Origin of the sequence: Pseudomonas sp. P5_109, assembly GCF_034009455.1 — a bacterium.
GTDB lineage: Bacteria > Pseudomonadota > Gammaproteobacteria > Pseudomonadales > Pseudomonadaceae > Aquipseudomonas.
In genome coordinates this window covers 2,401,118-2,413,612 of the sequence record NZ_CP125380.1, presented here as the reverse complement: position 1 = coordinate 2,413,612, position 12,495 = coordinate 2,401,118, and the positions used below count along the sequence as shown (strand labels likewise).

General features: G+C 57.8%; 10 protein-coding genes. 4 read left to right on the top strand and 6 right to left on the bottom strand.

The window, feature by feature from the left end; translation table 11 throughout:
* Positions 1–82 precede the first annotated feature (82 nt).
* Positions 83–1,411 (top strand): alginate export family protein, encoded by a 1,329-nt coding sequence (locus QMK54_RS11005; RefSeq protein WP_154910146.1) that lies wholly within the window; start codon positions 83–85, stop codon positions 1,409–1,411.
* A 116-nt stretch (positions 1,412–1,527) separates the two neighbouring features.
* Here QMK54_RS11005 and QMK54_RS11000 read toward each other — a convergent pair whose 3' ends face one another.
* Together QMK54_RS11000 and QMK54_RS10995 are read right to left on the bottom strand one after the other, a co-directional pair.
* Entirely contained in the window at positions 1,528–2,484 is a 957-nt protein-coding gene (locus QMK54_RS11000) for a p-hydroxyphenylacetate 3-hydroxylase reductase component (protein WP_154910145.1), read from the bottom strand.
* A gap of 57 nt (positions 2,485–2,541) precedes the next feature.
* Entirely contained in the window at positions 2,542–3,711 is a 1,170-nt protein-coding gene (locus tag QMK54_RS10995) for a p-hydroxyphenylacetate 3-hydroxylase oxygenase component (protein ID WP_154910144.1), read from the bottom strand.
* Between the two features lie 260 nt (positions 3,712–3,971).
* Between QMK54_RS10995 and QMK54_RS10990 the strand changes: the two genes are divergently transcribed.
* Positions 3,972–5,459 (top strand): aldehyde dehydrogenase family protein, encoded by a 1,488-nt coding sequence (locus tag QMK54_RS10990; RefSeq protein ID WP_154910142.1) that lies wholly within the window; start codon positions 3,972–3,974, stop codon positions 5,457–5,459.
* Positions 5,460–5,646: 187 nt separating this feature from the next.
* Here the strand turns inward: QMK54_RS10990 and QMK54_RS10985 are convergent, their stop codons facing one another.
* Entirely contained in the window at positions 5,647–7,080 is a 1,434-nt protein-coding gene (locus tag QMK54_RS10985) for an NAD-dependent succinate-semialdehyde dehydrogenase (protein WP_154910141.1), read from the bottom strand.
* Between the two features lie 164 nt (positions 7,081–7,244).
* Between QMK54_RS10985 and QMK54_RS10980 the strand changes: the two genes are divergently transcribed.
* Positions 7,245–8,207, top strand: coding sequence for a hydroxymethylglutaryl-CoA lyase (locus QMK54_RS10980; protein WP_154910140.1), 963 nt, complete (start codon positions 7,245–7,247; stop codon positions 8,205–8,207).
* A gap of 2 nt (positions 8,208–8,209) precedes the next feature.
* Positions 8,210–9,022 (top strand): cupin domain-containing protein, encoded by an 813-nt coding sequence (locus QMK54_RS10975; RefSeq protein WP_154910139.1) that lies wholly within the window; start codon positions 8,210–8,212, stop codon positions 9,020–9,022.
* A 100-nt stretch (positions 9,023–9,122) separates the two neighbouring features.
* Here the strand turns inward: QMK54_RS10975 and QMK54_RS10970 are convergent, their stop codons facing one another.
* From QMK54_RS10970 to QMK54_RS10960, 3 genes are all read right to left on the bottom strand, one after another.
* The gene (locus tag QMK54_RS10970) at positions 9,123–10,001 is read right to left on the bottom strand and encodes a helix-turn-helix transcriptional regulator (protein ID WP_320402479.1); all 879 of its coding nucleotides are present in this window, start codon (positions 9,999–10,001) and stop codon (positions 9,123–9,125) included.
* 126 nt (positions 10,002–10,127) lie between these two features.
* On the bottom strand, positions 10,128–10,919 hold the full coding sequence (locus QMK54_RS10965) for an SDR family NAD(P)-dependent oxidoreductase (protein ID WP_154910137.1): 792 nt from the start codon (positions 10,917–10,919) through the stop codon (positions 10,128–10,130).
* Entirely contained in the window at positions 10,916–12,436 is a 1,521-nt protein-coding gene (locus QMK54_RS10960; RefSeq protein ID WP_154910136.1) for an amino acid permease, read from the bottom strand. Before QMK54_RS10960 ends, QMK54_RS10965 begins: the two co-directional genes overlap by 4 nt.
* Between the last annotated feature and the right edge of the window lie 59 nt (positions 12,437–12,495).

The following is a 12,495-nucleotide window of genomic DNA, read 5'->3' as shown; positions in this document are numbered from 1 at the left end:
AGGTGAAAGACTTGGCCCTTTTACGATTGCCCTAATGCGCCCTCGACCATTTGGCTGTCCAACAATACCGGGGAACGTAACAATGGAGCACATGCGTAAAACACGATCACTGCCCGCCGCTGTCAGCTTGGGTGCTGCACTCCTGATCACACACTCATCAGCCAACGCCTACGAGTTCTACGCCGACAATGACACTAAGGTGACTGGTAATTTTCTGGCTGTTTACGGGTTGTTCAACAGCCGCAAAAACTATGACGGCACCACCGGCGGCTCCAGTTGGCGCGAAGGCTTCATCAAGTATGGGCTGAGTATTGATCAAACCCTGGGGGGCGCAGGCAGCGTGTATGGCACGGCAAATCTGGTGAGTTCCGGCACATGGGGTGATGGCGATGCAGCGGGAATAACCGACGGTACTGAACGCACCACGAAATTCGATGAAGCGTTTGCTGGATGGCGCTCAGGCGAACTCTTTCCGGTTCTGGGCAAGGATGGCGTTGACCTGTCCTTTGGACGCCAGGTCATTACGCTGGGCGACGGTTTCATCATCAACGACGACGGCCTGAATTTTGGCAAGGGACCTGCCGACGGCAAGCTCAATCGCGGAGGGGCCTATTACCTGGCTGCTCGCCATGCATTCGATGAGACTGCCGTTGTGCGCCTGGGAGGCAAGGACGGAGTACACGGCAGCATGATGTGGATCAAGTCCGACAATCGCTCCCAGGCCAACACCGAAATGGCTGCTGGAACCCTGGAGTACACAGCGGAACCGGGTACTCTGGGCCTGACCTACATTCACGGCATCGACGTCGATGACCGCTTCGCCAGCGACTTCCAGAAACAGCGTGATGGCATGAACATCTACAGCCTGCGCGGAGCGGGTAATGCCGGCATCGAACACGCGCATTTTTCCTTCGAATATGCCTGGCAGGATAAAGACGCCGGGCCGGAAAAAGCCTGGTACACCGAAGCAGGCTACACCTTCGCCGACCTGCCCTGGTCGCCCGACGTCACTTACCGCTACAGCCGCTATTCGAAAGACTGGGATTCGATGTTCAATGGGTTCAGTCGCGGCTATGGCACCTGGTTCCAGGGTGAAGTCGCCGCCAACTACTCGGGCCCCTTCAATAGCAATACGTCAATCCAACATGTTGCCTTGAAGGTCAAACCCGTCGACGCGGTGACTGTCGGCGCCCTGTTCTTCGACTTCAAGACGCTGCACAAGAACGACGCACTGAACCTCGATGGCCGTGAACTGGATATGTACGCCGAATGGGCTGCGAACGAACACCTGATCATCACCCCACTGCTTGGCCTGTATAAGCCTGATAAAGATGCAAGCAATGGCGGTAACCAGGTGGGTGGCAATGGCACCAACGTCTACAGCCAACTCACGGTAGCTGTGCCGTTTTGATGCCATTCGGGAGCTGCTCCGCGCAGCTCCTGACCCCCCCACACGAAACTGAGACCGGGTTGGGCGCACACGAAAAACGGCGCCCTGAGGCGCCGTATAGTGCATTTCGACAATGCTTAACACTGCCTGATCAGGGTCTTCAATACGGCCTTGAAGGTTTCGATCTGTTCGTCGCTGAAATCGGCGAACACCTTGTCCTGCTGCTCCTGTGCAATAGACCAAAGATCGTCGGTCTGCTCGATACCCGCAGTGGTCAGCCGCACTCGACTATCATCATCGTTAACCAATCCCTTGCGTTTTAGATTGGCCACCGCCTCATCAATCTCCCGAACCGGCATCGCCACTTCCCGCAGCAGTTCGTTTGCACTCAAGCCGGCATCACTTTCCAGCACCATCAGCATCCGCGCCTCGCTGGTGCGCAGGCCAGTAGACAACTGCCGGGGCTGATAGCTGGACTGGTAGGCCCGCACCGCCTGAGTCATCAGATAATACAGGTTGTGGCTGAGCCGCCCCTGGAAATGACTAGTAGGGCGTGGACTGCCATCTTGTTTGGTCATGCGGGTGTGCGGCAGCACCATCGAATAGGCGCCCTGGTGATAGAGCAACGGCGAGCGACCGAAATCATCGAAGGCCACCACTTTGCCGATCATGATCCAGTGGTCACCACCGTCTACCTGCTGATACTTCTCACAGTGAAAGCGCGCCGAGCAATCGGCGAATACCGGCGAGCCGCCCTCCCCTGATTCGTATTCGATCTCGGCGAAGCGGTCTTCCTTGGGGCGGGCGAAATTGTTCGACAGATCAATCTGGTCTGCCGCCAGTACGTTGACCGCAAAGTGGCTGGCCTGCTCGAACACCTCGTGGCTGTTGGAGCGTTTATCGATGCTCCACAACACCAGAGGCGGATCGAGGGAAACCGAGTTGAAGCTATTGGCGGTCACCCCGACTTTGCGTCCGGACGCGGTGGCGGCTGTGACCACGGTCACGCCAGTAGCGAAGTTGCCCAATGCCCGGCGAAAGGCCCGTGGGTCGAAAGTGGTTTCAGTGGCTTGGCAAACGCTGTTATCAGACATGCAAGACTCCCGGACGGCTTCCATGAGCCGTCCTGATTGTTGTTATGAGAGGCGGGCTCAGATCATGCTCGGATCAGGTTCCAGGCCCATCAGCTCGCGGCCAAGAATCTGCGCACAGACGTCATAGTCGGTGTAGGCATGGGCACCGGTCATGTGCGAATCACGGAACAGCCGCTGCATCTCGTTCTGTTCAAACCAGGCGTTACCACCAGCGGCTTCGAACAACCGGTCCACGGCCTGGATGCACATTTTGGTGGCATAGGCCTGATTGGTCCGCCAGAACGCCAGGGTCTCGCGGCTTGGATAACGTTGCTGCTCACTGTGTTCGGCGTGTTCCTGCCAGGTCTTCTCGAGAAAGGCCCGGGCAGCGCCCACCTGATGAGTCGACTCGGCCAGACGCATCAACGCCGGAGTCGCCGCACCGACCGCCGCACCGGTGTAGGCACGCACGCGGGTCTTGGTCTTTTCGCGGAACACCTCAAGCATCCGCTCGGCAACACCCAGGCTCACGGTGGAAAAACCGCTGGCGAAGTAAGGACGATACGGCGAGTAAAAAATCTTGCTGTCAGGGTACAGGCCGAAACCTGCGGATCTGCCTTCCATCATGTCCTTGGCTTTCTGGATGCGGTGTTCCGGCACCCGCACGTTGTCGATGATCAAGGTCTTGGTGCCGCTGCCTTTCATGCCGGCGGCGAACCAGTCGTCACGTATCTGATAATCACTGCGCGGCAGTACCGCGAAGCAGTAGTCCTGAGTGCCTTCAGCATTCTTGCGGCGGAACCCGACGATCGCCCACTCGGCGTGATCGCAACCGCTGCTCCAGCCCATTTCGCCGCTGAACAACACGCCGCCGTCGATTTCTTCGGTACGCCCAAATGGGGCGATACTGCTGCTGGCCGTGGCATCCGGGTCGTCGCCCCAGACTTCCTGCTGCAGTTCGGCCGAGAACAGCGCCAATTGATGGCTGTGGGTGCAGAGCAGGCTCATGGCCCAGGCGGTGCTGGCGCAAGAGCCCGCGAGTAACGCGATGCAGTCGGCAAATTGCGGCAGCGATATCTCCATGCCCCCGAACTTCTTCGGCTGAAAGGCCCGATGCATGCCGATGCTTTTGAGCAGCGCAATGTTCTCGTCGGGGACCTTGCGATCCTGTTCAGCCTGGAAGGCATTGGCAGCGATGGCCGGCAGAATGGACTTGAGGTCTTCAAGGAGCGGGTTTGGCTTTTTCATGGATGGCCCTGCTTATTATTGGATACCCGGCCAACTACCCGAATCGACGAGTAGCGCTGGATGCAGGGCCAGTATGGCGTTCACCATGCCAGCAGAAAATGCACCTTCCAGAGCCAAGATTGTACTTTTCAAAGACAATACGCCAAGGCCTGGAATGGCTTTGGCAGCCACAGACATAGGCTTGGGCAGGCTCAGTCAAGCCAGCCTGAGACCCATGGATTAGTCTCGGGGCTTTCTTTGTTCGCCATCAGGAAAACCCCATGAGCGATATCCCGTTGCTGCCTCAAGTTGAAGCCTTCCTGAGTCGAAACCATGCGTTGTTCATCGACGGTGGCTACGTTCAGAGTCATTCCAGCCAGACACTGGAGGTGATCAATCCTGCCACCGGCCTGGTCATCGCCCGAGTCGCCGACGCAGACCCGGCCGATGTCGATGCGGCCGTAGAATCGGCCAACCGCGGCTTCAAGCAATGGTCCCAAGTGGCACCGGCAATCCGTGGCAACGTGCTGTTGAAACTGGCCGACCTGCTGGAGCAGAACCGCGAAGAACTGGCGCAGATCGAAACCTGCCAATCGGGCAAGATCATCCAGATATCCCGGGCCTTCGAAGTCGACCAGGCCGCACACTTTCTGCGGTACTACGCTGGCTGGGCAACCAAGATCAGCGGCCAGACCATCACCCCGTCACTGCCCTCCTTCGCTGGCGAACGCTATACCGCTTTCACCCTTCGCGAACCCGTCGGGGTGGTAGTCGGCATCGTGCCGTGGAACTTCTCTACCATGATCGCCATCTGGAAACTCGCCTCGGCGCTGGTGACCGGCTGCAGCATCATCATCAAACCCAGTGAATTCACGCCGTTGACCATCCTGCGGATTGCCGAATTGGCCGTCGAAGCGGGCTTGCCTGCAGGTGCACTGAACGTTTTGACGGGCGGTGGTCTGGTGGGCAAGGGACTGATCGAACACCCCGGAACCGACAAGGTTTCATTTACCGGTTCCGTTCCCACCGGCATTGCCGTCGGCCGCAGTGCCATGGGCGCCGGGTTGACCCGCGCAACGCTGGAACTGGGTGGCAAAAACTCTGCTGGCTTCCTGCGCGATGTCGATCTGGACAAGGCCGCCGATGGCATCATCGAAGCCGGGTTCCTGCACTCCGGGCAAATCTGTGCAGCCGCCGAACGCTTCTTCGTCCATCGTTCACAGATCGATCCGGTCATGGACAAACTGGCCCAACGCTTGAGCACGCTCAACATCGGCTCACCACTGGATGAGCTCACCGAATTCGGCCCGGTCACCAATCGCCAACATCAGCTGAAACTCGGCGAGTACTTCGCCAAGGCCCGCGCCGAAAACAACACCATCATTCACGGTGGCAACCTGATCGACGGCCCAGGCTGCTACGTTGAACCGACGGTGATTCTCGCCAACAGCGTCAACGACACGCTGCTCAACGAAGAAACATTCGGCCCGATTGCGACCTTCTTCCCTTACGACACCGAAGAAGAACTGCTGGAGTTGATGAACAACACGCCTTACGGCTTGAGTGCCAGCCTCTGGACCAACGACCTGAGCAAGGCCCTGCGCATGGTGCCTGCGATCAACGCCGGGACGGTGTGGGTGAACATGCACACAATGCTTGATCCCGCGGTGCCCTTCGGAGGTAACAAATCCTCAGGTGTGGGGCGCGAGTTTGGCAGTGCGTTTATTGATGACTACACCGAGCTCAAGTCAGTGATGATTCGCTACTGATAGCGGTTAATCCGGCAGTAAGTGCGTCCAGGAAGGCCTGGGTCACTCCACACCAGACATGGCCATTTTTTTCAAAACCCATGACCGCCCCGTTTTCGTGGACTGAGCGGTCATGGGGCTGTCTTTCGACAACTCGGAAAATACAGGGATTAGCCTCCCTGATATTTAGCAGAAAATCCCATTAATTTCAGACGCCTACCTGGCTAATGAACTTGGTCGTCAGATAGGCATCCAGACCTTCAGTTCCGCCCTCACTGCCGTGACCGCTGGCCTTGATGCCACCGAATGGCGTTTCCGGCAGGGCCAAACCAAAGTGGTTGATCGAAACCATCCCGGCTTGCAGGCGATTACCCAACTCAGTCGCGGTCTTCAATGACCGGGTGAATGCAAACGCCGCCAGCCCGTACTCCAGACTGTTGGCTTGCGCTATCACGCTGTCCAGATCATTGAAACGCAACAATGGCGCCACCGGACCAAAAGGCTCTTCATTGAGAAGACGCGCCTGCTCCGGCAGGTCGGTCAATAGCGTCGGTTGGAAAAAATGGCCCGTGCTGCCGATCCGGCTTCCGCCTGTCAGCACCTTGGCACCGAGGTCACGGGCATCGGCGATCAACTCTTGAACCATCATCAAGCGTCGAGCATTAGCTAGTGGCCCCATCTGGCTGGTTGGGTCGAAACCGTCGCCCACCTTGAGCTGTCCCGCCAGTTCGGTGAATCGCCGAGAGAAAAGATCAAATACTGCGTCATGCACATAGAAGCGCGAGGGTGAAGCGCAGACCTGTCCGGCATTGCGGAATTTGAGGGTGCAGGCCAATGCGGCGGCAGCCTCTACATCGGCATCCTCGCAGACGATAAACGGCGCGTGCCCACCCAATTCCATGGTCGTCAATTTCAAGTGTGTCGCGGCCAGGGCACCGAGTTGTCGACCTACGGCAGTCGAGCCGGTAAAGGACACTTTTCGAATAATCGGTGACCTGATCAGGTAATCGGAGATGTGCGCTGGGTTACCGAACACAAGGTTCAGCACGCCCTTGGGCACACCCGCATCGTGGAAACAGCGCACCAGCTCGATCACTGCTCCCGGAGCCTCCTCTGGCGCCTTGATGATGATGCTGCAGCCAGCAGCCAGAGCCCCTGCTATTTTGCGTACCGCTTGATTGATCGGGAAGTTCCACGGTGTAAAAGCGGCTACCGGACCGACTGGCTCGCGCACCACCAGCTGGCGTACCGCCGCATTGCGTGAAGGCACGATGCGGCCATAGGCGCGTCGCCCTTCTTCGGCATACCACTCAATGTGGTCGGCCGCGCTTTTGGCTTCCATGGTCGACTCCGCCATTGGCTTGCCCTGATCCAGCGTCATGCACTCTGCCATCAGCGCGTGGCGTTCACGTACCAGCAAAGCTGCTCGCCGCAAGATGCCTGAACGGTCGTAGGCAGATGTCGTGGACCAAATCCCAAAGCCGCTCGCTGCCGCTGCCAATGCGGCGTCCAGATCTTCATTCGAAGCTATCGGCAATTGCCCGAGCGTCTCGCCCGTCGAAGGATTGATCACAGCTGCAGTGTTGCCAGCGCTGCCGGCAGTCCATTGGCCGTCGATGTAAAACAACAGGTCGGTGTACATGGATCTTTCCTCGCAAATGGGTATTGAACACAAGCGATTGCAAAGGTATCGGCAACGCATGAGCGGTAACGAAATACGCAGCAACAGGTTGACACTATCAACCATATACTCGTAAATTTAGTTCACCATGTCAACCATGTTCCGTTACCACCTCAGGGGTCCCAATGAGAGACGTCACTCTGTGTGAATGCTTCGCCCGCGACGGTCTGCAGCACGAACCGAACTTTCTGCCCACACCCACAAAACGCCGATTGGTGGAGCGATTCGCCGAAATCGGCTTTCAGAGGGTCGAGGCGACGTCCTACTCCAATCCTGCCGTGATTCCGCAATTTGCCGATGCCAGTTCTCTGTTGGCGACCCTGCAGCGTCGGGCCGGCGTGTTCTACAAAGCGACCTGCGCCAACGTGCGAGCCGTCGAGCGAGCTGTCGGCGACCTCTCTGCCGGGCATGGCGCAAATGAAATCAGTTTACTGGTGTCCGCTTCTGAGTCGCACTCGCTGAAAAACCTTAAGCGCAGCCGTGCAGATCAATGGCTCAATATTCAGCAGATGGCCGAAAAGGCCCTCAATCAATTCCGCTTGATCGGTACTGTATCCGTGGCTTTTGGTTGTCCGTTCGAGGGTCGCGTCAGCGAGGCCAGCGTGTTGGCGGATGTGGAGCAGTTTGCCAAGCGCGGCGTGAAGTTCGTCACCCTTGGCGATACCACCGGTGTCGCGACGCCGCAGAGCGTCAAGCGCCTGTTCAGTGCCGTGCTTGCGACCTTTCCCGAGATCACTCCGATTGCTCATTTCCACGACACTCGCGCGACCGGGCTGGTGAATTACGTCGCCGCGCTCGAAGCTGGGGTCACCTGGTACGACTGCGCCTTCGGTGGTGTCGGCGGCCATCCGGCCAAGGTCAAGTATGGCGGCGGACACACCGGCAACGTCAGTACCGAAGACTGGGTCAACCTGCTGGAATCGATGGGCGTACGCACAGGTATAGACCTGGACCGCCTGCTCGACGTCGCCGCCGAATGCGAAGCCGCGCTTGGCCGTGAACTGCATAGCCGGGTCCTGCGCAGTGGGTTGAATCCACTGTTGCCCACCACTGTTTCCCAAACGACATCATCCAACGAAGAGGTGTAGAAATGCTCAGTCTCAACACTGTTGCGCGGCAAACCCGATTGATCTGTGGGGTGCTTTTGCTTTCAACACCGGTCTTCGCCAGTGATAAGTTGCTGCTGGTTGAACGGGACGATTTGATAAGGGGCCCGGCGAACGAAACCCTGCTCGGCCAGCAGATTTGGGAAATGCACAAAACCGCATCGTCACGTACCACGCTGGTCCAGCTCGACCAACAATCGCCGGTTGTCAGCCATGACATCGGCGAGCGCACGCTGATCGTTTTGCAGGGCACCGTGCTGTTCCATTTCGCTGACCGGGAAGTCACCGCGACAGCAGGCGATTACGTGGCGATTCCTCCCGGCCAGGCCTACCAGATGACCCCGCAAAACCAGGAGAAAGTCCTGCTACTGGGTTTTGATGTGCCCACCATCGACATGGCAAAGGCCACCGCTGCTGATTTCTCGACAAACAGTTCCGGCCCCACTCCCGTCGTCAAGAAACAACAATCAGTGATGACCAGTCCTCCCGGCTGGAATGATCCCAGTGACCGAGGCTGGACGCTGATAAAAACGCCGGAGAAGCGCGTGAATCTTGTAGAAATGTTCTCCGAGTTAAAAAACCATAGCCATCCCGACGCCGATCATTCACTGATCCTTCTCAGCGGCAGTGCACGGGTCGTAACCCCGACCGAGGACCGCATTCTGAAGACCGGCGATTACGTTTCCATCCCGCAGAATGTCCCACACAAGTATTACGTCGAGGGTCAGCAATCGGCGCTGTTCATCAGCTTCGATGCACCGGCGTACGATTCGGCCAAGACCATCTACCTCGAGTGACCTGTCAGCATCCGGACAGAATAAAAAAAGCATGGACCTCTGTCCGTGCTTTTTTTTGGTCGCTGAATTCATCGCAAAAAGCGGGTAAATCCCAGGCGCCTTAACTGGCAAATGCTTCCTGGAACTGTATCGCGCTACCTGCAATGGCGAGCGGCATACTCGCTGTGTGACTGAGTACAAAATTCACGAACAGATGAAACAATTCGGACTGGCTGGAAATGCCGAGCTTGCAATACAGGTGCTTGCGGTGATTCTTCACCGTGCCTTCAGCGATGCCAAGGTGCAGCGAGATCGACAGGCTGGAGTGACCGCGCAGGATCATGCTGACGATCAATTGTTCGCGCGGGGTCAGTTGGTCGGCGGCGAAACGCGAAAATGCGCTGTTCAGATGCTCTCTCAAAGCCAGCGCACTGTCATCGACCTGAGCACCAACGCCCTGGTAGTGGCGTTGCAACAACACAGCGACCATCGCCTGACAGTTTTGCAAAGCCTCAATCTGCACAGGTGAAAACTTCGCAGAGGCATTCAATCGCATCAATGAGTAGGCCAGATGACCGATGCCTGGCAAAGCACAAATGAACACGATTTCTTCGGACAACGTGCCCGACTGCATCGAGATGCAGGGATGTACATCCGGCGAATTGAAATAATCACCTTCGAAGAAGGCGTCAGGAGCCAGTTCGCTCATGCGGTACAGGCCTGTAGCCTGGCCATGCGCGCAGGCCGTGTAGACCGGGTCCAGCAAGTAAGTACCGTTGAGGTAGTTGTGCATCGCTCCTGGCTCGGAAATGCCTTGCAGGTTGTCGTGAAGTAACAATGGCGAACCACCGGACGGGTAAAACAGCACACAGCTCTGGTCGAAAATCACCAGAGCCTGCAGAGCTTCGTCCAACTGTGGGGTAAAGCCATCACACTGCAATTGTGCAACCAAACCGGGCGTCGCCGCGTGCCATGTGCCAAGAACAGGCGTGGCCTCCATGCCACACCCAGGCTGCGAAACTGAAGTTGCCATGCCATCTCCTTGTTTTTATCCGGTGCGCCGAACCGCATAGGCGCACCCTGAATCCAGCGATAAAAAACAAGCACATTTCCTGCCACGGATGACTCAGACAGCGGAAAAACAGTTGTCCACGAACAGCTGCGTACCACTTACAAATGATGCCTCGTCGCTGGCTAAAAACAGTGCTGCGCGGGCCACCTCTTCAGGCTCGCACAGACGGCCCTGTTGCAGGCTGATCGCCTCTTCACTGGCATCCACGCCCATGGCCTGCAAGTCGCGCATTTCCCGCTCGCCGTGAGGGGTGCGGATAAACCCCGGTGCGACCGCATTGCAGCGAATCCCCCGGTCACGAAACTCGACGGCTATGGCGCGTGCGAACATCTGGCAAGCGCCCTTGCTCGCGTTGTACACGACCTCCCCCGGGGTCGCGTATTGCGCGGAAATCGACGAGGTGCAAACGATGCTGCCGGCCCCCTTGGCAAGCATTTGTGGAAGCACCGCTTGGGTCACCAGGTACATGCTTTTGACATTGACCGCCAAAAGCCAGTCCCACTCATGCTCCTGCACGTCCAGAAAGGGTTTTACGATCAACGTGCCGGCGTGGTTGAACAGCACATCCGCCGGGCCAAATTCAGCCAGCCCGCGCGCAACGGCTTCACGCACCTGGGCGGCTTGCGATACATCGGCACCCACCCCAAGCGCTTGACCGCCATCGGCAATGATTTGCGTCGCGAGATTGACGGCGGCGTCGCCATTCAAGTCGATAATGACTACCTTGGCCCCTTCCGCCGCGAACAGCCGGCTTGCCGCAGCGCCGCATCCACCGGCGCCGCCGGTGATAATGGCCACTTTACCGGCCAGACGGCCCTTGCCTTGCAATTGTTTGACTGTACTCATTGCGGATTTCCTTCACGGCCGCCACTCACGGCGAATGCTTCTTCAGGTGACAACACCAGGCGATGACGACGGTAGAAAGCAAAATAGGCCATCCCGACCAGGTACCAGCAGGCAGCAGCAAGTGCGGCCCATTTGTACAGAGGATCGAGAAACTGATAAATCAGCGTCGCCAATGCAATCACGATCACCGCTACCGCACCGAATGTCCCGTAAGGACTGCGATAAGGCCGGTGCAAACTGGCAAAGGAGCGCTTCAAACGAATATAGGCGACGCTTTGCAAGATGTAGGAAATCATTCCGGCGAACACGATCATGCTCACCAGGATCCCGCCCATCAACGGGTTGTTATCCTTGCCGAAGGTGAACCAGCACAGCATCAGGATACTCAATGCAGCCGCAGCCCCGGTGGCCAAAGCAATGTTCGGGGTATTGCGGGTCGGGTGCGTCACCGACAGCCCTGTCGGGAGGTAACCGGCGCGAGACAACGAATAGATATTGCGTCCCGCGGCAAAGCTTCCCGCCAGGAACGACGCCGCCAGACCCAGCACTGCCACCGCTGACAACAGCTTGCTCGCGGTGTGCCCGAACAGCTCCCTGAAGCCATCGAGCAACGGCTCTGACGAAGTGCTCATGAAAAAGCTGCCGCCGCCGATCGATGCACTGAAAAACAACACGCCCAGCGCCAGTACCGCAAGAATCACAGTGCCCCAGACCAATGCCAGCGGCAAATGGCGGGTCGGGTTGTGCGACTCCTCGGCAGTCAGCGGCAATTGCTCAATGGCCAGGAACATGTAAACGGCGAACGGCAACGCAAGCATGACGCCTGTAAGGCCAAACGGCAGCCATGGCCCGTTACCGCCCTCCAATTCAATCGGCTTTCCAGCTGCGTCAGTTGCAAGGTTCAAGGCCTTGCCGGCGAAATCCATATGCGGGTAAGCCGCGATAAAGAACACCACCAACACCGATACTGCCGCCAGCGTGATGAGCACGACAGCGCGCATCGACACCCCCAGGCCCCGGTTCGACAACAGCAACATGCAGGCATACCCGACCACCCACCAGACAGGTTGCCACTCGGGTCCGGTACCGAAAATGGCAGTCAGATAGGCGCCCATGAAAAACATGTTGCCGGCCGGGGCCAGAATGAATTCGATGTTCTCCGCAAGCCCTGTGCTGAATCCGCCCCAAGGCCCCATCGTGGTACGAGCAAAGGAGTAGGCACCACCAGTGTGCGGCAGCGCAGCCGCCATTTCACCGATTGACGAGCAGAGAAACAGGTACATCACGGCGATGATCAGCAAGGCTAAAGCCATGCCACCGAAGCCTTGTGCCAAGCCCAGGTTCCAACCGGAGTACTGACCCGCCACCACCGCCCCGACGCCAAGAATCAGCAAGGTGAAAAAGCCTGCATGACGTTGCAGGCGACGTTGTTCAAAGTAACCGCTTTCCACACTTTGATAGCTGATCCCTGACGGGGTAACGGCCGCCGTCGGCGCTGATGTTATCGGTCTGTCCACGCGGTGATCCTCCAATGTCTCGTTCAGGGCAAATTCCCCGAACGTCATCTTCGGATGCA